The following is a 20,168-nucleotide window of genomic DNA, read 5'->3' on the forward strand; positions in this document are numbered from 1 at the left end:
ATGGACACCCTCGCCATGCCCCTGTCGGATGACGCAATGTTTCGGACCGCCGCGCGCGCGCGGCTGGACCGCCTGTGGTCCGCCGGCACGGCCTTCCTGGGCAGCGAGGTCGCGATCCTGGGCGGCGCCATGTCCTGGGTCAGCGAGCGCCATCTGGTATCGGCCATTTCCAACGCCGGCGGCTTCGGCGTGCTGGCCTGCGGCGCCATGGAACCCGACCGGCTGGCCGAGGAAATCGCCGCCACCCAGGCGCTGACCAGCCGCCCCTTCGGCGTCAACCTGATCACCATGCACCCACGCCTGGACGACCTGATCCAGGTCTGCCTTTCGGCCGGGGTCACGCATGTCGTGCTGGCCGGCGGCATTCCGCCGGGGCCGGCCATCCGCGCGATCAAGGATGGCGGGGCGCGGGTCGTGGCGTTCGCGCCGGCCCTGGTGCTGGCCAAGCGGCTGGTGCGCATGGGCGTCGATGCCCTGGTGATCGAGGGCGCGGAGGCCGGCGGGCATGTCGGCCCGGTCTCGCTGACCGTCCTGGCGCAGGAAGTGCTGCCCCATATCCGCTCGGTTCCCGTCTTCGTCGCGGGCGGGCTGGGACGGGGCGAGGCCATCCTGTCCTATCTGGAGCAGGGGGCGGCCGGCGCGCAGCTCGGCACCCGCTTCGCCGCGTCGGCCGAAAGCATTGCCCACGAACGGTTCAAGGCCGCGTTCGTCCGCGCCAACGCCCGCGACGCCGTGACGTCGGTCCAGCTTGACGAACGCTTCCCCGTCATTCCGGTGCGTGGCCTGTCGAACGAGGGCGGACGCGCCTTCCTGCGCCATCAGGCGGAAACGATCCGCCGCTACCTGGACGGCGAACTGACGCGTGAGGCCGCGCAACTGGATATCGAGCATTTCTGGGCCGGGTCGCTGCGCCGGGCGGTGATCGAGGGCGACGTGGAACAGGGTTCGGTCATGGCCGGCCAGTCGGTCGGCATGATCTCCTCCGTCCAGCCGGTCGCGGCCATCATCGCCGAACTGGTCGAACAGGCGGTCGATGCGCTGGTTCGGCGCGACATGCCGGCGGGGGATGCGTGAACGACACCAGCGCCCGCAATCCGGCCGCCGACCCCAGGGGGGCAGGCGCCCCGAACGGTGTGGGGCCGACCCTGCGCGCCCGCCGTGAACAGTTGGGGTGGGCGCTGCCGGACGTGGCCACCTGGCTGCGCATCCGCCTGTCCTACCTGGAAGCGATGGAGGACGGACGCGTCAAGGACCTGCCGGGGAATGTCTATACGGTGGGGTTCCTGCGCACCTATGCCCAGGCGCTGGGGCTGGACGCGGAATCCCTCGTCGCCCGGTTCAAGGCCGAGGCGCGGGACAATATCGATTACAAGCCCGAACTGTCCTTTCCCGCGCCGGTGCCCGGCAGCGCCGTGCCGGCCGGTGTCATGGCCCTGCTGGGCGGGGTGGTCATCATTGCCGCCTATGTCGGCTGGTACCGCATGACCGGCGTGCAGTCCGTCCCGCCCCAGCAGGTGCCCTCGGTGTACTCGGCCATTCCCGGCATGACGCGGCAGGCCCCGACCTCGCCCCAGGTGGCATCGGTCCTGCCGTCGGGGCGGCCCATCGGCCCGCCGCAGCCTCTGTCCAATGCCGAAAGATCCGCCATCACGGACGGCGACGTGCCCGCGCCGGCGCCGCTGGCGGCACCAACGCCGGCCGTACCGCCCCAAGGTACCACGCCCCAGGGTGCAGTGACCCAGGGTACAGTGACCCAAGGCACCCTGGCCCAGGGGAATGGAACCCCGGGCGTAGGGGACGCTGCCGTGCCGCCACCGGCCGGTCCGTCACAGTCCGCTATGCAGCCTGTGCCCCAGCCCGCGCCGGTTGCCGCCGCGCCGCCGACCGCCCCGGCGGGCCAGATGATGCTGACGGCCTCAGCCCAGACGTGGGTGCAGGTCAGGGTTGCGGGCGGGCCGGTCATCTATGATCATATCCTGCAGCCCGGTGAAAGCTGGTCCGTCCCCCCGGACAGGACTAACCTGCTGCTGACGGTCGGCAACGCCGGCGGCCTGGTGCTGAGCGCCGACGGGGTGACGACGCAGCCGCTGGGCCGCAACGGCGCGGTCGTGCGCAATCTTTCGCTGACGCCCGACGCCATTCGCAGCGGCAGCATCGTGACGGCGGCATCGACGCCCGCGCCCCATGCGGCACGACCCCATGGCAGCGGGGCGGGGGCGGCCATGCCGGCATCCGCCCCGGCCGTGCCGCAGGCGACCCCGCCGTCACCGACGATCGCCCATTGACCTTGTGCGCCGGATGCTGCGCCCTGGCAGGGCCGGCTCTGGCCAAACTTGGCGGTTTTTGGCAGGAAGCACCCACGGGAAGGCGGCGCACCGTCGGGCCGTCGGATAGAACCGTGTTACAATTGCCTCATCCGGAGGGCAGATCATGAGCAGCTATCGTCCCTATCAGTCCATCGAGCGCCGCAAGTCGCGGCAGATCCATGTCGGCAAGGTTCCGGTCGGCGGCGACGCACCCATTTCGGTGCAGACCATGACCAATACCCTGACGACGGATGCCGAAGCGACGATCGCGCAGATCCGCAGGGCCGAACTGGCGGGCGTCGATATCGTGCGCGTCTCCTGCCCCGACGAGGAAAGCACCGCCGCGCTGGCCGAGATCGTGCGCGAGGTCAACGTGCCGATCGTTGCCGACATCCATTTCCACTACAAGCGCGCGATCGAGGCCGCCCAGGCCGGCGCGGCCTGCCTGCGCATCAATCCCGGCAATATCGGCAGCGCCGAGCGTGTGCGTGAGGTCGTGAAGGCCGCGCGTGAGCATGGCTGCTCGATCCGCATCGGGGTGAATGCCGGGTCGCTGGAAAAGCACCTGCTGGAAAAATACGGCGAACCCAACCCCGACGCGCTGGTCGAAAGTGCGCTGGAACACGCCAAGATCCTGCAGGATCACGATTTCCATGAATTCAAGATCAGCGTGAAGGCGTCGGACGTCTTCCTGGCCGTGGCCGCCTACCAGCAACTGGCCGAGGTCTGCGACCATCCGCTGCATATCGGCATCACCGAGGCGGGCAGCAAGCGCGCCGGCACGGTCAAGTCCTCGATCGGCCTGGGCAACCTGCTGTGGGCCGGCGTGGGCGATACCATGCGCGTCTCGCTGTCGGCGGACCCCGAGGAAGAGGTCCTGGTGGGCTGGGATATCCTGAAATCCCTGGGCCTGCGCCATCGCGGCGTGAAGATCATTTCCTGCCCCTCATGCGCGCGGCAGGGGTTCAACGTCATCCAGACCGTGCAGACCCTGGAGGAGCGCCTGGCGCACATCCAGACGCCGCTGACGCTGTCCATCATCGGCTGCGTGGTCAACGGCCCCGGCGAGGCGCTGATGACCGATATCGGCGTGACCGGCGGCGGATCGGGCCGCCACATGGTCTACGCCGCCGGCCGTCAGGACCATACCGTTCCGGCCGATTCGATGATCGAGCACATCGTCGAGCTGGTCGAGAAGAAGGCCGAGATCCTCCGTGCCGAGGAAGCGGCCGCCAAGGCCGAGGCCGAAGCGGCGCTGGCCCCCGCGCAATAAGGGTCCCTTCAACGCCCCCGCGGGCCGCCGAGCCGCGGCCGCCGGGGCACCTGTTCCCATCAACCAGGAATTTTGTCTTCGTGAGCAGCTTGCAACCCGTCCGCGGCACCCATGACCTGATCGGCGAGACCCAGCTTCGTCACGCCCATGTGGTGGAGACCGCGCGCCGGATTGCCGGGCTTTACGGCTTCGACGAATGGGCCACCCCCATCTTCGAGGACACGCGCGTCTTCGCCCGCTCGCTGGGCGATACGTCCGACGTCGTGTCGAAGGAGATGTATTCGTTCGAGGATCGCGGCGGTGAATCGCTGACCCTGCGGCCCGAGGGCACGGCAGGCGTGTGCCGCGCGCTGGTGACCAACGGGCTGACCCAGTCCCTGCCGCAGAAAGTGTTCTATGCCGGCCCGATGTTCCGCTACGAGCGGCCGCAGAAGGGACGCTACCGCCAGTTCCACCAGATCGGGGCGGAACTGATCGGCGCGGCCGAGCCGCTGGCGGATGCCGAGGCGATCGCCATGGGCCGCGACGTGCTGAAGGCGCTGGGCATCGCGGACGAGACGATCCTGGACCTGAACACGCTGGGCGACACCGAAAGCCGCGCCGCGTGGCGCACGGCGCTGATCGGCTATTTCACGGAATGCCGCGACCAGTTGTCCGACGACAGCCGCGCCCGGCTGGAGCGCAATCCGCTGCGTATCCTGGACAGCAAGGCGCCGCAGGATCGCGCGCTGGTGGCCGACGCGCCCCGGATCGGCGCATTCCTGACGCCCGAGGCCGTGGCCTTCTGGGATGGGCTGCGCTCGGCGCTGGACCTGATGGGCGTGCCCTTCCGCGAAAATCCGGGCATCGTGCGCGGCCTGGATTATTACGGGCACACCGCCTTCGAATTCGTCACCGAGCGCCTCGGCGCGCAGGGGACGGTCCTGGCCGGCGGCCGCTATGACGGGCTGGTCGCCGAAATGGGCGGCCCGCGCACCCCGGCCATCGGCTGGGCGGGCGGGATCGAGCGCCTGTCGATGCTGCTGGACGCGACGCCGGCGGCCCCGCGCCCGGTCGCGGTGGTGCCGATGGGCGAGGGCGCCATGGGCGCCGCGATCCTGCTGCTGCAGGCCCTGCGCGCGGGCGGCGTGCGGGCGGAAATCGCCTATCGCGGCAATACCAAGAAGCGGCTGGAACGGGCGAACCGGATCGGTGCCACGCATGCCGTGCTGATCGGCGAGGACGAGGTGGCGCGCGGCGTGGCCCAGGTCAAGGCGCTGGATGACGGGTCGCAGGCCGAACTGGCCCTGGACGCCGTCACGCCCTATCTGGCCGGGCTGGCCGGATAGACCGATGGGGCTCGACGACAGGCTGGACCGGATCGTCGCCCGGTCCGAGGAATTGCAGGCCGCGCTGGCCGAAGGGCTGGTCGGGGAGGCGTTCGCCAAGGCCTCGCGCGAATATGCCGAGCTTGAGCCGATCGTCGACCGCATCGGCGAACTGCGCCTGGCGGAGCAGGAAGAGCGCCAGTCGCAGGCGCTGCTGGCCGATCCGGAAATGCGCGAACTGGCCGAGGCCGAACTGGAAGATCTGCGCGCGCGCATTCCCGTCCTGCGCCAGGATATCCGCATCGCCATGCTGCCGCGCGACGAGGCGGACGAGCGCAGCGCCATCCTGGAAATCCGTCCCGCCGCCGGCGGGGACGAGGCCGCCTTGTTCGCCGCCGAGCTGTTCGACGCCTATCGCCGCTATGCCGCCCTGCGCGGCTGGCGGTTCGAGATCATGGAATTCGACGAATCCGAACTGGGCGGCCTGCGCGAGGGCATTGCCAACATCACCGGGCGCGGCGTCTTCGCGCGCCTGAAATACGAATCCGGCGTGCATCGGGTCCAGCGCGTGCCCGCGACCGAAAGCCAGGGGCGCATCCATACCTCGACGGTCACCGTGGCGGTGCTGCCCGAAGCCGGCGACGTGGACGTGCAGATCAATGACGGCGACCTGCGCATCGACGTCTATCGGGCATCCGGCGCGGGCGGCCAGCATGTGAACAAGACCGAGAGCGCCGTGCGCATTACCCACCTGCCCACCGGCCTGGTGGTGGCGATGCAGGAGGAAAAGAGCCAGCACAAGAACCGTGCGAAGGCGATGAAGATCCTGATGGCGCGCCTGTACGAGCGCGAACGCGCGGCGGCCCATGCCACCCGCGCCGCCGACCGCAAGTCGCAGGTCGGCACCGGGGACCGCTCGGAACGGATACGCACCTATAATTTCCCGCAGGGCCGCGTGACCGATCACCGGATCAACCTGACCGCCTACAAGATCGATCGCGTCATGATGGGCGAATTCGACGAATTCGTGGATGCGCTGACCCAGGACGAGCAGGCCAGCCTTCTGGCGGCGGAGGGGCTGTAGTTTCAGCAGCCGCTTACGAGGTCGGCACCGTGCAGAGGCTGGACCGGCCCGGATGATGCTCCACCACGGTAGGGTCCTCGGGGTCGGCCAGATAGAATTCGGTGAAGTTCCGCGTGCCCAGCGCGTTCAGCGTATGCCCGTCGGGATGATGCAGCACGCCCTCGCCGTTGACCTCGTGCGTTTCGACCCGGCCGTCGGGCATGCGCACGGTGATTTCGCCACACAGGACATAGGTGTGATTCAGCCGTCCCTCGGGTGTTTCGATCCGCACCGCCCGCTGCGGCACGGTGGCATCCAGCCGGATGGTGGCCATAAGCTGGTCGTCGATATAGAAGCGGGAGGTTTCCGAGATCTCGGCGTCCGCGCGGCCGTCCACCACGATGAACGATCCCGCCCGGGCGCGGGATACGGGCGCCGCCACGGTGGCGCAAGCCACCAGAATCGCAAGGATTCCCCATGAACGGACCTGATATGCCATGGCGGTACCGTAGGATGGATTGCCGTTGAAATGAAGAGGTTCGACGCCGCCCCGCCCCACGATCCGGCGGATATCGCATCCCTTCTGGCGTGGGCGGCCGGCCGGCTGGCCGCGGCCGGCCTGGATCATCCGCGACGCGAGGCCCGGCTGCTGATGGCGCACGTCCTGCGCACCGACCTGGCCGGCCTGCTGGCCAGATCGGCGATGGACGCGGCCGAGCACCGATCCTTCGTGGCCCTGGTCGCGCGGCGGGCCGCACATGAACCGATGGCCTATATCACCGGTCGGGCCGGATTCTGGTCGCTGGACCTCGAGACCGCGCCCGCCACGCTGATCCCCCGTGCCGACAGCGAAACCCTGGTCGAGGCCCTGCTGGCCCAGCGGCCCGACCGGGGCGCGGTGCGCACGATCCTGGACCTGGGAACGGGGACGGGGTGCCTGCTGCTGGCGGCACTGAGCGAGTATCCCGACGCCTGGGGCCTGGGCGTGGATATCGACCCGGATGCCGCGCATCTGGCCGCGCGCAATGCGCGCCGCACCGGGCTGCGGGACCGGTGCGCAATGCTGGCGGCCGACTGGTCCACGGCGATCGCGGGCCGTTTCGACGTGGTGTTCAGCAACCCGCCCTATATTCCCCGGGCCGATCTGGCGGGATTGATGCCGGATGTCCGTGATCACGAGCCGGCCCGCGCCCTGGATGGCGGGACGGACGGGCTGGATGCCTACCGGCTGCTGACCGGGGCCTTGCCCTCGCTTCTGGCGCATGGCGGCATTGCAATTTTTGAAATCGGCATCGGCCAGGAACGCAGCATGCCGGACCTCGCCCGACAGGCGGGACTTGATATCGTGGGAATCCGTACCGATCTGGGTGGTATTCCCCGTGCTGTACTGATGCAACAGTGCCGGGTCTGAGCCAAAAAACCATTTGGCAGACCGTGTACAAGGGAATAAATTGGCCGAGGAATGCAGGCAGGGGTATTGACCCTCTTTAACTGCCGCGTGCCGATCCTGAACGCATGACAACGGATATGACCGCCACGGCTGCGGGAAGCTGTAATCGTTGCGTAGGGCGATGGGATCACATGCCGGGCGGATGGCCAGGCACCCAAGATGACAATAGGGGACTGGTGGTCCCGGCGGCCGCGGACCAGTGGCGACCGTTAACAGGAAAGTGCTGCGACAGCTTATGAACATGAAACGCATGCGGGGCCGACACCATCGCTCGGGCGGCAGCAATGGCGGCAGTATACGCCAGCAGAACGGCCAGATCCCGCTCAACCGGAACCATGTGTTCGACAGCAATGGTCCCGACCTGCGTATTCGCGGGACGGCCCAGCAATTGTTCGAAAAATATCTTCAGCTTGGCCGTGATGCCAGCGGATCGGGCGATCGCGTCATGGCGGAAGCCTATTTCCAGCATGCCGAGCATTACTTCCGCATCCTCAACGCCATGACCCAGGCAGCCCAGCAGAACCAGCAGGACCGCCAGGAACGTCAGCCCCGACAGCGCCCCACCGCTGTGGCGGACACGAACGACGGTGAGCCCGGCGACGATGCCCCGGGCGAGGAACCGGCCGAAAAAGGCAAGCCGGATGTGGAACTCGCCCCGGCCGAAGCCTGATCATGTGCTGACGAATGCGCGCCGGCGTTTATCCGGCGCGCGTTCTATGGCGGATCGGACAGGACCGTCCGAATGGCCTGCGTCAGGTGCGCCAGTTCTTTCGGCGCGATGGTAAAGGCCGGCGTCAGGTAGACGATCGTCCGGAATGGCCGCACCCATACGCCTTGATCGACCAGACGGGCCTTCAGGCGGTTCATGTCGCGGATCCGCTCCAGTTCCACCACGCCGATCGCCCCCATGGTTCGTACGTCGCGCACGGCGGGCAGGTGGCGGCAGGCTTCCAGTTCGTCGCGCATCTGCGCGCCGATGGCGGCAACCTGTTCCAGGCGCGGTTCGCGCTCGAACAGGTCCAGCGACGCGTTGGCGCAGGCACAGGCCAGCGGGTTGGCCATGAAGGTGGGCCCGTGCATCAGGGCATGCGTCGGGTCGTCGGACAGGAACGCCTGGAAGACGTGGCGCCGCGCCACCGTCGCGGCCAGCGGGACCGTTCCCCCCGACAGCGCCTTGGACAGCGTGATGATGTCGGGGACGATGCCGGCCTGCTGGCAGGCGAACAGGCTGCCCGTTCGTCCGAAGCCGGTAAAGATTTCGTCCAGGATCAGCAGCACCCCGTGCCGGTCGGCGATCTCGCGCAGCGCGCGCAGGGTCGCCGGGTCGTGGAAGAGCATTCCGCCCGCGCCCTGGACCAGCGGTTCGACCAGGATTGCCGCCACGTGTTGGCCTTCGGTCTCCATCAGATGGTCCAGGGCGGCGCACGATGCCGCGTCGCACGGCAGGTCGGTGATGACATGTTGGGGCAGGACACCGGCGAACAGGCTGTGCATCCCTTCTTCCGGATCGCACACCGCCATGGTCGCCAGCGTGTCCCCATGATAGCCGCCACGAAACGCGACCAGCCGGGTCCGTCCGGACTGGCCCCGGTTCAGCCAGTATTGCACGGCCATCTTCATCGCGACCTCGACCGCGACCGACCCGGAATCCGAGAAGAACACGCGCTCCAGGTCGCCCGGCAGCAGGTCGGTCAGCCGCCGCGCCAGGCGCAGCGCCGGTTCATGCACCAGGCCGCCGAACATGACATGCGGCATGCGCGCAAGCTGGTCGGTCGCCGCCTGGCGAATGTGGGGGTGGTTATAGCCATGGCAGGCCGTCCACCACGACGCGATGCCGTCGATCAGTTCCCGCCCGTCCGACAGACGGATGCGGCACCCGTCGGTAGCCGTCGCGGGCAGGGGGGGCGATGCCGTGTGCATCTGCGTGTAGGGCAGCCAGACATGGGGCAGCCCGGCGTCAAACCAGTCCGGTCCGGTCATCGGCGCATCCTTCGAACGAGAGATGGGAATTGACCGGCCCCATGCGGTCCGGCAGAAAACTTCGCTTCATGACCCGTTTCGATCCCTTTTTCCAGACCGCGCTGGACGACCTGGACCGGCGTCACCTGAAGCGCGTGCTGTCGCCCGTCGATCGGGACGGACCGGTCATCGTCCGCCGCGATGGCGCAAGCCTGCTGGATTTCTCGTCCAACGACTATCTCGGCCTGTCCCATCACCCCGCGCTGCGGGCCCGCGCCATCGACTGGACCGAACGCTTCGGCATCGGCAGCGGCGCATCCCGCCTCGTCACCGGAACCAGCGAACAGTACCGGCAGGTCGAGGCCAGGCTGGCCCGCTTCAAGGGCACCGAGGCGGCCCTGCTGCTGGCCTCGGGCTGGCAGGCCAACGCGGCGGTGCTGCCCGCGCTGCTGCGCATTTCGGCTGCCCAGACCGGCGAACCCGCCCTGGTCTTCACCGACCGGCTGAACCATGCCAGCCTGCATCACGGCTGCCAGGCCGCCGGCGTGCGGCAGATCCGCTTCGCGCATAACGACCTGGGGCACCTGGAGCATCTGCTGGCCCAGCGGCAGGCGCAGCGCGGCCTGCGCTTCATCGTGACGGAAAGCGTGTTCAGCATGGACGGCGACCGTGCCGACGTGGCCGGATTGCGGACGCTGGCCGACCGGTATGGCGCCTTCCTCTACCTGGACGAAGCCCACGCGACCGGCGTGCTGGGGCCGCAGGGCAGGGGCCTGTCGGCCGAAGCCGGCGGGGTGGATCTGGCGATGGGCACGTTCAGCAAGGCGCTGGGCGGATTCGGCGCCTATGTCGCGGGATCGCGCGCCGTCTGCGACTGGCTGGTCAGCACCTGTTCCGGCTTCATCTACACCACGGCGCTGCCGCCCGGGGTGCTGGGGGCAATCGACGCGGCACTGGACCTGGTTCCCACGCTGGATGCCGAACGGGCGCATCTGGCCGGCCTGGCCGACCGGATGCGCGCGGGGGCAGGGGCGCTGGGCTGGTCCACCGGGCCGTCCAGCACGCAGATCGTCCCCGTCATCGTCGGCGCGGCCGATCGGGCGCTGACCCTGGCGCGGGCGCTGGCGGCGCGGGGCATGCTGGGCACCGCCATCCGGCCGCCGACCGTACCGGCGGGCAGCGCGCGCATTCGCGTCGCCCTCAGCGCCGCGCATGACGAAACGATGGTCGACCGGCTGCTGTCGGCGCTGGAGGACGCGGCGCGGGAGCATGGCATTGCCCCCTGAGCCCGCCTTCCGTCCCGGCCTGCTGTTTGTCCATGGCTGGGGCTTCACGCCCGATTTCTGGCAACCGGTGCAGGACAGGCTGGGGCGGCAGGATGCCGTCAGGCTGGATTTCGGGTTCTTCGGCCCCGCCTGCATGGAGGCGCGCCCCGCGCGACCCTACGTCGCGGTCGGCCATTCCCTGGGCGCGCTGTGGCTGCTGCTGCACCGGCCGGCGGCCTGCCTGGGCATGGTACTGATCAACGGCTTCGCCCGGTTCGGCGCGGCGGCGGATTACCGGCAGGGCGTTCCCGCCCGCGTCATCGACCGCATGGTCCAGGGACTGGACCATAACGCCGACGGCGTGGTCGCCACCTTTCGCGACCGCGCGGGCATCGGCACGCCACCGCCGGGCGCGGCCGATCCCGGCCGGCTGGCCCGGGCCCTGGCGATCCTGCGCGACGCCGATGCCCGTCCGCTGCTGGCCAGCCCGGACGCCCTGCCGCCCGTCGCCGTCCTGGCGGGGCGGGTGGACCCGATCGTCTCGCCCGCCATGACCGATGCCTGTTTCCATGACCGGCTTGCCGTCGACTGGATCGCGGATGGCGGCCATCTGCTGCCGCTGACCCATCCCGACGCCTGCGCCGCCGCGATTACGCATATGATGGATGCCGCCCCATGAATCCGCGCAAGCACCAGATCGCGGCCCGTTTCGGCGGTGCCGACTCCTATGACGCCGCCGCCCGCATCCAGGCGTCGGTGGCAGCGCGCCTGGCCGATCGGATCAGGGCCGCCTGCGATGCGGCCGGTGGCCTGGCGCCGGCCCGTATCCTCGAACTGGGTTGCGGCACCGGTTTCCTGAGCGCCCATCTGCGCCGCCTGTTCCCCGATGCCATCCTGACGGTTACCGATCTGGCGCCGGAAATGGTCGAACGCGCGCGCGCGCGCCTGACGCCCCTGGGCGGGGACGTCCGCTATGCGGTCGTGGACGCGGAAGATCCCGCATCGGTCGGCACGGGGTTCGACCTGATCTGTTCCAGCCTGTCGATGCAATGGTTCACGGACCCCGCCGCAACGCTGGACCGCCTGGCCGCGCGGCTGGCGCCGGGCGGCATGATGGCGCTTTCCACCCTCTGCGCCGGCAGCTTCGCGGAATGGCGTGCGGTGCACCGGGCGGCGGGACTGGACTGCCCGGTGCCGTCCTATCCGGGCCTGGAGCAACTGCAGGCCGACTGGCCCGGTGCCGGGGTGGGGTCATGGCGGCACGAAACGCTGATCGACCATCCCGCATCCGCGCTGGATTTCGTGCGCGAACTGCGCCAGATCGGCGCATCCCTGCCGCGCGACGGCGCACGGCCCGCGGGGCCGGGCACGATGCGCCGGCTGTTGCGCGATCTGGACAACCGGGGCGGCGTTACCGCGACCTACGAGATCGGATACGGCCTGTTTCGCACGCCGTCGCGCCGGGGCGTGTTCGTGACCGGTACCGATACCGAGGTCGGCAAGACACTGGCGGCGGCGTGCCTGGTCCAGGCCTGGAATGCGTCCTACTGGAAGCCGCTACAGACCGGCATTGCCGAGGACACCGCCGACAGCGTCACCATTGCCGCGCTGTGCGGCGTGGACCCGGCCCGGATCGCCCGGCCCGCCGTGGTCCTTCCGGCCCCGCTGTCACCCTTCGACGCGGCGGAGCAGGACGGGATCACGCTCGATGCCGCGCGGATCGTACTCCCGCCCGCCCGGGACGCGCGTCCCGTGGTGGTCGAAGGGGCAGGTGGGGTCATGGTCCCGATTACGCGCGACTGCATGATGATCGACCTGATGGTCCGTTTCGCCCTGCCGGTGGTGGTGGTGGCCCGCAGCCAGCTCGGTACGATCAACCATACGCTGCTGACCCTGCAGGCCCTGCGGTCACGCGGCCTGGCCGTCGCCGGCGTGATCCTGAACGGACAGCCGTCGCGCGAGGCACGGCGGGCGATCACCCTGTTCGGCGGGGCCCGCGTCCTGGCGGAATTTCCGCATCTGGATCAGGTCGGTCCCGAACAGGTCGCGAACCTGGCCGGCTTGCTGCCGTCCTATGACGATCTGTGGTGCTATCCCTGAAACCCGTCCGTCCCGGTCAATACCGGCGGAGCAGGCCGACGAGCTGGCCCTGGATTCTGACCCGGTCCGACGGGACAATGCGCGGCTCGTAGCGCGCGTTGGCCGGTTCCAGCGCGATGGTGCTGCCGCGCCGGCGCAGCCGTTTCAGCGTGACTTCCTGGTCGTCGATCAGCGCGACGACGATCTGTCCGTTCTGCGCCACGTCGCCCCGGCGGATGATCACCGTATCGCCGTCCAGGATTCCGGCCTCGATCATCGAATCGCCCGCGACTTCCAGCGCATAATGCTCGCCATGGCCCAGCAGGTTCATCGGAACCTCGATCTGCGCCCCGGTTTCACGCAGGGCCTCGATCGGCTGGCCGGCGGCGATCCGACCATAGAAGGGCAGGTGAATCGCCCCGGCCTCGGTCGCAACGGACGCCCCCGCCAGCCGGTTGGCGAAATCGCCCTTGATGACATTGGGCACGAAGGATTCGGCAGCAGCGGACTCGTCGGTGGCGGGTGCGGTGACCGGCGGGGGACCGGATTCCGCCAGGGGCGGCTTGCCGGTGGCGGCCGGCATGGTTTCCGGCAGGCGCAGGACTTCCAGGGCGCGGGCGCGGTGGTGACGGCGACGGAGGAAATCCCGCTCCTCCAGCGCCGAAATCAGGCGGTGGATGCCGGATTTCGACCGCAGGTTCAGCGCATCCTTCATTTCGTCGAAGGAGGGTGAAAAGCCCGTCTGTTTCAGATGCCGGTCGATGAACAGCAGCAGTTCATGTTGCTTGCGCGTCAGCATTGGCACCCCCGTGATCGTACTGTTCCGATGGTTGGCCGATCCGTTACCAGGGCATGGAACAAACAGGAAACCTAATGCCGATGTTCTATATTGGTTCCCCCTGCGCCGTCAACAGCCCTCGGAGGCTGCCCGGAAATGTGGGCTGGTGGGCGAGAGTGCCGCGCAGCGCGCATTTCCGGTCAGCCATTTCAGATGGACAGCGTATCCAGGCGGATGATCCGGCACGGCTCGCCCGTCCGGGCCGCAGGGGCGTGGGGGGCGCGCAGGATCAACGCCTGGCTGTCCGCCAGGGTGCGCAGCATGGCCGAATCCTGTCGCGGGAACGCGGTGGCGAGCAGGCTGCCGTCCGCCGCCCGGTCCAGCCGGGCACGCAGATGGTCCGCCCGATGGTCGTTCGCCGGCAGGTCGCCCCCCAGTGTCGCCAGGTCGTACGCCACCATCGGATCGCTGCGACCCGCCAGTACCCGGATTGCCGGCATGGCGAAAACGATGGCGCAGATCATGGCCGCCACCGGATTGCCCGGCAGGCCCAGCACCGGCACCCGGCCGATTCGGCCATGCATCAGCGGCTTGCCCGGACGCATCGCGATCTTCCAGAAATTGACCGACAGCCCGATCCGCTCCAGCGCCCGCTGCACCAGATCATAGCGGCCGACGCTCGCCCCCCCCACGGTCAGCAGCAGGTCCGCACTCTCGACGCCCTGGGCCAGCCGCGCGATCTCGGCTTCGTCATCGCGCGCGATCGGCAGCATCACCGGCGTTCCGCCACAGGCCCGGACCAGCGCCGCCAGCATCGGGGCGTTGGAATTGGCGATTCCCCCCGGCGCGATCGTCTCTCCCGGCAGCGCGATTTCATCGCCCGTCGCCAGGATCGCGACGGTCGGCTTCCGGTGGACGGGAACCCATGCGTGATTGGCCGCCGCGATCAATCCGACCTCGCGCGCCAGCAGCAGCCGTCCGGGGGCCACCACGATCTGCCCCAGGGCGAAATCCTGGCCGCGCCGCCGGATGTGCCGGCCCGCCTGGGCGTCCGCGCTCGCGGTCATCCGCCCGTCCGATTCGGTCGCGTTTTCCTGGATCAGCACGCTGTCCGCCCCGTTGGGCATCACGCTGCCGGTATAGATCCGCACGCACCCGTCCGGGGTGACGACGCCGGGGAAGGGGTGGCCGGCGGGGCTCTCGCCGATCACCGGCAGGGTCGTACCGGCCCGGCAGTGCGCCGCCTGGACCGCGTATCCGTCCATGGCCGAAATATCGGCTGGCGGATTGTCCAGTCGCGCGGCAATGCCGGCCCCCGCGACGCGCCCCCAGGCCTCGGCCAGGGGCACGAGTTCCGGCCCCATGGGAATCAGTTCCGCCAGGATTCGCTCCTGGGCCTCGGACACGCTCAGCATTGGTCCCGTTCTCCCCCGTTTTGGCGCGAATCACACATATCTGGACGATCGGTGCGACTAACGCTTGACCTCGGGGCTGTGTATGCGCATTTTCCGCCGACTTGAACCACTGCTGCACCTGATTGTTCCAGCAGCGGCGGAGCAGTGCTGAGGATTCCATGGCCAAGAGTAACACGATTCAGATCAAGCTCGTCTCGTCGGCGGACACCGGGTATTTCTACGTCACGAAGAAGAATGCCCGTGCCCAGACCGGCAAGCTCGAAATGCGCAAATACGATCCCGTCGCGCGGAAGCATGTCGCTTTCCGCGAAGCGAAGATCAAATAAGCAGGCGGGCTCTACGGGACATGTCCCGTGGAATCGGCACAAAAAAGCCGGGTGGTCCATCGGACCCCCGGCTTTTTTCGTTGGGTTTCCCCTTTAGTAGAGGTGTTCGTGCGCCCCGTAGGGGACGACCAGTTCATCGGGTCGGGACAGGTTCAGCATCGCCCGCGCCCGTTCGTCCAGCGTGTCGCTGTCCAGCGCGCTTTCCTTCAGCCCACGCACCCGACGGACCCAGACCTGCTGTTCCGCCATGGCGTCCTGCTGGGCGGCCCGGGCCTCGGCCAGCAGTTGCAGTTGCGCCTTGTAGCTCTGCAGCCCATGGTCGCCCTGCATGACGTTCCAGCCGAAATAGGCGGTCAGGCCGATGAACAGGGCAGGGGGAATGACCATGCGGATTGCCCGTCGAATCATCCGGCCGATCTGCATGGTCTGGTACGCCCCCTTGTCGCGTTCAGCGAATTCCATCGCGAACTATTCCCGATCCGGTGGCGGGAGGGAACAGTTTTTCCCTCCCTTTCCGCCGGATCGGTACGTTTTCCGCGCGATCAGGCCGTCTTGAGGATCGTCCGGCCAGCGTAACGGGCCGCAGTGGCCAGTTCGTTCTCGATCCGGATCAGCTGGTTGTATTTCGCCGTGCGGTCGGAGCGCGACAGCGAGCCGGTCTTGATCTGCCCGCAATTGGTCGCGACGGCCAGGTCGGCGATGGTCGAATCCTCGGTTTCGCCCGAACGGTGGCTCATCACGGCGGTATAGCCCGCGCGCTGCGCCGTCTCGACCGCTTCCAGCGTCTCGCTCAGCGTGCCGATCTGGTTCACCTTCACCAGCAGCGAATTCGCCACCCCGGCCTTGATGCCACGGCGCAGGCGGTCCGGATTGGTCACGAACAGATCGTCACCCACCAGTTGCACCGTCTTGCCCAGCGTCGCGGTCAGCACGGCCCAGCCTTCCCAGTCGTCTTCCGCCAGGCCGTCCTCGATCGACACGATCGGGTAGCGCGCGGCCAGGTCGGCCAGGTAGGCCACCATGCCGGCGGAATCCAGGGTCTTGCCTTCGCCTTCCATGACATAGAGGCCGTCACGGTAGAATTCGGTCGCAGCGCAATCCAGCGCGAAGGTCACGTCGTCGCCGGGGCGGTAACCGGCGGCCTCGACCGCCTTGGTGATGAAGCCCAGCGCGTCGTCGGCGGATTTCAGGCCGGGGGCGAAGCCGCCCTCGTCACCGACATTGGTGTTATGGCCGGCGGCCGACAGGTTCTTCTTCAACTGGGCGAAGATTTCCGAACCCACGCGCACCGCGTCGGCCAGGGTGGGGGCGCCCACCGGCTGGATCATGAATTCCTGGATGTCGATCGGGTTGTCGGCATGCTGGCCGCCATTGACGATGTTCATCATCGGCACCGGCAGGGTGCGGGCATAGACGCCGCCGACATAGCGATAGAGCGGGATCTGCAGTTCCTCGGCCGAGGCCTTGGCCACCGCCAGCGATACCGCCAGGATGGCGTTGGCGCCCAGGCGGGCCTTGTTCGGCGTGCCGTCCAGGTCGATCATCGCCTCGTCGATCGCCACCTGGTCCATTGATTCGGCGCCCTGCAGGGCCTCCAGGATCTCCGTCTCGACATGCTCGACCGCCTTCAGGACGCCCTTGCCGCCGAATCGGGACTTGTCGCCGTCGCGAAGCTCGACGGCCTCATGCGCGCCGGTGGATGCGCCCGACGGAACGGCGGCGCGTCCCTTGGCACCCGACGCCAGTTCGACATCGACCTCGACAGTCGGATTGCCGCGGCTGTCCAGGATTTCGCGCGCGACGATATCGACGATAGCACTCATGACTCTGCTTCCTCGGTTTGTGGATATTGGGGTTTGTGGATATTGGGCCCGTTGCAGGTTCGACCGGGACGTGCGACCGCGACCGGGCCCTCCCCTTCGGTCACGGCGGGACCATAGCAGGACCAGACGGAGAAGAACATGAAGCGCCTGCCTCTGCTGGCGATCATAATGGGGATCGCCAGCCCGTTTCCAGCCATCGTCTGTGCGACGGCGCTCCTCTTCTATCCTTCGGATCGGCCGTTGCCGGGCCTGACGATGGCGCTGGTGGCGTATCTGGCCCTGATGCTGGCCTTCAGCGGCGCGGTCCATTGGGGGCTGGCACTGGACCGCCCGGCCGTCGTCACGGCATCGCCCACGACGCGGACCGACAACCGCCGCATGCTCACCGGCGGTGTTCCGCTGCCCGTAGGCTGGCTGGCCATCCTGGCGACGTTCCTGGGGCATGCGGGGGCGGGCCTGGCGATCCTGCTGGCAGGATTTGCCGGGCTGTTCCTGGCCGAACGCGCGGCCTGGCGCCGGGGCGAATTGCCGTCCGGCTATCTGGCGCTGCGGCTGTGCATGACCGCCGTCATCATGACCTGTCTGGCGGTGGCGCTGCTGGCCCGCGCGATATGACGCGGGCCAGGGGGGGGGCCTACGGGGTGCCGGCCTTGGTCAGCCGGTCATATTGGGCCAGGCGCTGGACCAGGGCCTTCATGTCCCGGATCGGGATCATGTTCGGTCCGTCGCTGGGCGCGCTGTCCGGGTCCTGGTGCGTTTCGATGAAGACCGCCGCGACGCCGATCGCCAGCGCCCCCCGTGCCAGGATGGGGGCGAATTCCCGCTGGCCGCCCGACGATCCGCCCAGGCCGCCCGGCTGCTGGACCGAATGGGTGGCGTCGTACACGACCGGATAGCCGGTCGCCGCCATGATCGGCAGGCCGCGCATGTCATTGACCAGCGTGTTGTAGCCGAAGCTGGTCCCGCGCTCGCACAGCATGATGCGCTCGTTGCCGGTCGAGGCGATCTTGGCCGCGACATTCGTCATGTCCCACGGCGCCAGGAACTGCCCCTTCTTGACGTTGATCGCGGCCCCGGTTTCCCCGGCCGCCAGCAGCAGGTCGGTCTGGCGGCACAGGAAGGCCGGGATCTGCAGCACGTCCACGGCGGCGGCGGTGGGGGCGCACTGGTCCGCCGCATGCACGTCCGTCAGCACCGGCACGCCGAATCGCTCGCGCACCCGTGCCAGGATTTCCAGCCCCGCCGCCATGCCCACGCCACGCGCGGCGCCCAGGCTGGTGCGGTTCGCCTTGTCGAACGAGCTTTTATAGATCAGGCCGACCCCGGTTTCCCGTGCGATGCCGTGCAGCGCGTCGGCCGTTTCCATCGCATGGGCTTCGGATTCGATCTGGCACGGCCCGGCGATCAGGACGAAGGGACGATCGTTGCCGACGGTCAGGCTGCCGAGCGAGACGGATTTCGGATGGGTCATACCAGCCGCATCTTCTTCACGGCCGCGCCGACGAAGCCCGAGAAAAGCGGATGCGGATCGAACGGCTTGGACAGCAGTTCGGGATGGTACTGCACCGCGACGAACCAGGGATGGTTCGGATACTCCACCACTTCCGGCAGGATGTCGTCCGGCGACATGCCCGAGAACTGCAATCCGGCCTTCTCCAGCACCTCGCGGTAATGCACGTTCACCTCGTAGCGGTGGCGGTGGCGTTCGCGGATCTCGGTCTTGCCGTAGATTTCGGCCACGCGGGAGCCTTCGGCCAGCTTGGCGGCATAGGCGCCCAGGCGCATCGTCCCGCCCATCTCGCCGCCCTCGCGCCGGCGCAGCAATTCGTTGCCCCGCGCCCATTCCGTCATCAGGCCGACCAGGGGTTCCTCCGTCGGGCCGAATTCGGTCGAAGACGCATCGGGCAGGCCGGCCAGGTTGCGGGCGCATTCGATGACAGCCATCTGCATCCCGAAACAGATGCCCAGGAACGGGATGTTGTGTTCCCGTGCGAAGCGTACGGCCTGGATCTTGCCTTCGGACCCGCGTTCGCCGAAACCGCCGGGAACCAGGATCGCGTGCGCGTCGCGCAGCGCCTCGATCGCCGTTTCCGACTTCTCGAAGATCTCGGCCTCGACCCAGTCCAGCTTGACGCGGACCCGGTTGGCGATGCCGCCATGCTGCAGCGCCTCGATCAGCGATTTATAGGCATCCAGCAGGGCCGTGTATTTGCCCACCACGGCGATCCGCACCTCGCCCTCGGGGTGGCGCATCGCGTCCAGCACCCGGTTCCATGCCGACAGGTCGGGTTCCTGGTCATGGGGCAGGCCGAAATGGCGCAGGACCTCGGTATCCATGCCTTCGGCGTGGTACGAGACCGGGCAGGCATAGATGGTGTCGACGTCCAGCGCCGCGATCACGGCCTCGGGGCGCACATTGCAGAAATTGGCGATCTTGCGCCGTTCGGTGTCGGGAATCGGCCGGTCGGACCGGCACAGCAGCATCTGGGCCTGGATACCGACATTCTGCAGTTCCTTGACGGAATGCTGCGTCGGCTTGGTCTTCAGTTCGCCGGCCGAGGGAATCCACGGCAGCAGGGTCAGGTGGACGAACATCGTCTGCCCGGCGCCCAGGTCGTTGCGCAACTGGCGAATGGCCTCGAGGAACGGCAGGCTTTCGATGTCGCCCACGGTGCCGCCGATTTCCACCAGCACGAAATCCAGGTCCTCGGTCCCCGCGACCACGGCTTCCTTGATGGCGTCCGTGATGTGGGGGATGACCTGAACGGTCGCGCCCAGGTAATCGCCGCGCCGTTCGCGGGCGATCACGTCGGAATAGATCTGGCCGGTTGTGGCGTTGTCGGCCCTGGTCGCATGGACGCCGGTGAAGCGTTCATAATGTCCAAGGTCCAGATCGGTCTCCGCGCCATCGTCGGTTACGAAGACTTCGCCATGTTGATACGGGCTCATGGTGCCCGGATCGACGTTGAGATAAGGATCGAGCTTGCGTAGCCGGACCCGGTATCCGCGCGCCTGCAGCAGGGCCGCGAGGGCTGCCGAGGCAATGCCTTTACCGAGTGAGGAGACCACGCCGCCAGTGATGAATACAAACCGCGTCATGGATGGCCTCCCTACACTGTTTCGC

20 protein-coding genes are annotated in these 20,168 nt (G+C 68.2%); 12 read left to right on the forward strand and 8 right to left on the reverse strand.

The features are described from left to right. From GDIA_RS00690 to prfA, 5 genes are all read left to right on the forward strand, one after another. Positions 1-1,074 (forward strand): NAD(P)H-dependent flavin oxidoreductase, encoded by a 1,074-nt coding sequence (locus GDIA_RS00690; RefSeq protein WP_012225524.1) that lies wholly within the window; start codon positions 1-3, stop codon positions 1,072-1,074. Next, positions 1,071-2,285 carry a helix-turn-helix domain-containing protein gene (locus GDIA_RS00695; protein ID WP_012225526.1) on the forward strand — a complete coding sequence of 405 codons (1,215 nt, stop codon included), beginning with the start codon at positions 1,071-1,073 and terminating at the stop codon, positions 2,283-2,285. Before GDIA_RS00690 ends, GDIA_RS00695 begins: the two co-directional genes overlap by 4 nt. A gap of 145 nt (positions 2,286-2,430) precedes the next feature. Next, the gene (ispG, locus tag GDIA_RS00700; RefSeq protein ID WP_012225530.1) at positions 2,431-3,579 is read left to right on the forward strand and encodes a flavodoxin-dependent (E)-4-hydroxy-3-methylbut-2-enyl-diphosphate synthase; all 1,149 of its coding nucleotides are present in this window, start codon (positions 2,431-2,433) and stop codon (positions 3,577-3,579) included. 80 nt (positions 3,580-3,659) lie between these two features. Next, positions 3,660-4,907 carry a histidine--tRNA ligase gene (hisS, locus tag GDIA_RS00705; protein ID WP_012225532.1) on the forward strand — a complete coding sequence of 416 codons (1,248 nt, stop codon included), beginning with the start codon at positions 3,660-3,662 and terminating at the stop codon, positions 4,905-4,907. Between the two features lie 4 nt (positions 4,908-4,911). After that, on the forward strand, positions 4,912-5,970 hold the full coding sequence (prfA, locus tag GDIA_RS00710) for a peptide chain release factor 1 (RefSeq protein WP_012225534.1): 1,059 nt from the start codon (positions 4,912-4,914) through the stop codon (positions 5,968-5,970). Positions 5,971-5,983: 13 nt separating this feature from the next. Here the strand turns inward: prfA and GDIA_RS00715 are convergent, their stop codons facing one another. Beyond that, complete coding sequence (locus GDIA_RS00715) at positions 5,984-6,448, reverse strand: T-complex 10 C-terminal domain-containing protein (RefSeq protein ID WP_012225536.1); 465 nt, start codon at positions 6,446-6,448, stop codon at positions 5,984-5,986. A 30-nt stretch (positions 6,449-6,478) separates the two neighbouring features. On the opposite strand from GDIA_RS00715, the gene prmC reads away from it, so the two are divergent. Continuing rightward, positions 6,479-7,360 (forward strand): peptide chain release factor N(5)-glutamine methyltransferase, encoded by an 882-nt coding sequence (gene prmC, locus GDIA_RS00720; RefSeq protein WP_012225537.1) that lies wholly within the window; start codon positions 6,479-6,481, stop codon positions 7,358-7,360. A gap of 274 nt (positions 7,361-7,634) precedes the next feature. Continuing rightward, positions 7,635-8,069 (forward strand): DUF4167 domain-containing protein, encoded by a 435-nt coding sequence (locus GDIA_RS00725; protein ID WP_012552976.1) that lies wholly within the window; start codon positions 7,635-7,637, stop codon positions 8,067-8,069. 44 nt (positions 8,070-8,113) lie between these two features. Here the strand turns inward: GDIA_RS00725 and GDIA_RS00730 are convergent, their stop codons facing one another. Beyond that, positions 8,114-9,379, reverse strand: coding sequence for an adenosylmethionine--8-amino-7-oxononanoate transaminase (locus GDIA_RS00730; RefSeq protein ID WP_012225539.1), 1,266 nt, complete (start codon positions 9,377-9,379; stop codon positions 8,114-8,116). 68 nt (positions 9,380-9,447) lie between these two features. Between GDIA_RS00730 and GDIA_RS00735 the strand changes: the two genes are divergently transcribed. From GDIA_RS00735 to bioD, 3 genes are read left to right on the forward strand one after another with little or no spacing between them, the layout of a single operon-like run. Beyond that, positions 9,448-10,644 carry an aminotransferase class I/II-fold pyridoxal phosphate-dependent enzyme gene (locus tag GDIA_RS00735; RefSeq protein ID WP_186440569.1) on the forward strand — a complete coding sequence of 399 codons (1,197 nt, stop codon included), beginning with the start codon at positions 9,448-9,450 and terminating at the stop codon, positions 10,642-10,644. Further along, positions 10,628-11,302, forward strand: coding sequence for an alpha/beta fold hydrolase (locus GDIA_RS00740; RefSeq protein WP_049762846.1), 675 nt, complete (start codon positions 10,628-10,630; stop codon positions 11,300-11,302). The genes GDIA_RS00735 and GDIA_RS00740 overlap by 17 nt, the downstream gene beginning before the upstream one ends. Further along, positions 11,299-12,723 carry a dethiobiotin synthase gene (gene bioD / locus GDIA_RS00745; protein WP_012225546.1) on the forward strand — a complete coding sequence of 475 codons (1,425 nt, stop codon included), beginning with the start codon at positions 11,299-11,301 and terminating at the stop codon, positions 12,721-12,723. Before GDIA_RS00740 ends, bioD begins: the two co-directional genes overlap by 4 nt. Positions 12,724-12,739: 16 nt before the next feature. Here the strand turns inward: bioD and lexA are convergent, their stop codons facing one another. Together lexA and GDIA_RS00755 are read right to left on the reverse strand one after the other, a co-directional pair. After that, the gene (gene lexA / locus GDIA_RS00750) at positions 12,740-13,501 is read right to left on the reverse strand and encodes a transcriptional repressor LexA (protein ID WP_012225548.1); all 762 of its coding nucleotides are present in this window, start codon (positions 13,499-13,501) and stop codon (positions 12,740-12,742) included. 188 nt (positions 13,502-13,689) lie between these two features. Next, entirely contained in the window at positions 13,690-14,895 is a 1,206-nt protein-coding gene (locus tag GDIA_RS00755; protein WP_012552979.1) for a molybdopterin molybdotransferase MoeA, read from the reverse strand. Between the two features lie 158 nt (positions 14,896-15,053). Here GDIA_RS00755 and rpmG point away from each other — a divergent pair, with 158 nt between their 5' ends. Next, the gene (gene rpmG, locus GDIA_RS00760) at positions 15,054-15,221 is read left to right on the forward strand and encodes a 50S ribosomal protein L33 (RefSeq protein WP_012225557.1); all 168 of its coding nucleotides are present in this window, start codon (positions 15,054-15,056) and stop codon (positions 15,219-15,221) included. 93 nt (positions 15,222-15,314) lie between these two features. On the opposite strand, the gene GDIA_RS00765 is transcribed toward rpmG, so the two are convergent. Then, a complete protein-coding gene (locus GDIA_RS00765) occupies positions 15,315-15,644 on the reverse strand; it encodes an FtsB family cell division protein (RefSeq protein WP_012225558.1) in 330 nt (109 codons plus the stop codon). Between the two features lie 119 nt (positions 15,645-15,763). Then, entirely contained in the window at positions 15,764-17,044 is a 1,281-nt protein-coding gene (eno, locus tag GDIA_RS00770) for a phosphopyruvate hydratase (RefSeq protein ID WP_012225559.1), read from the reverse strand. Positions 17,045-17,182: 138 nt separating this feature from the next. On the opposite strand from eno, the gene GDIA_RS00775 reads away from it, so the two are divergent. Further along, the gene (locus tag GDIA_RS00775; RefSeq protein WP_012552980.1) at positions 17,183-17,659 is read left to right on the forward strand and encodes a DUF3429 domain-containing protein; all 477 of its coding nucleotides are present in this window, start codon (positions 17,183-17,185) and stop codon (positions 17,657-17,659) included. 19 nt (positions 17,660-17,678) lie between these two features. Here GDIA_RS00775 and kdsA read toward each other — a convergent pair whose 3' ends face one another. Both kdsA and GDIA_RS00785 read right to left on the reverse strand, forming a co-directional pair. After that, positions 17,679-18,515: a 3-deoxy-8-phosphooctulonate synthase gene (gene kdsA / locus GDIA_RS00780; protein WP_012225561.1), complete on the reverse strand. Its 837-nt coding sequence runs from the start codon at positions 18,513-18,515 to the stop codon at positions 17,679-17,681. Further along, on the reverse strand, positions 18,512-20,143 hold the full coding sequence (locus tag GDIA_RS00785; protein ID WP_012225562.1) for a CTP synthase: 1,632 nt from the start codon (positions 20,141-20,143) through the stop codon (positions 18,512-18,514). Before GDIA_RS00785 ends, kdsA begins: the two co-directional genes overlap by 4 nt. Positions 20,144-20,168: the final 25 nt, after the last annotated feature.

The sequence above is a fragment of the Gluconacetobacter diazotrophicus PA1 5 genome (assembly GCF_000021325.1).
Taxonomy (GTDB): Bacteria; Pseudomonadota; Alphaproteobacteria; order Acetobacterales; family Acetobacteraceae; genus Gluconacetobacter; species Gluconacetobacter diazotrophicus.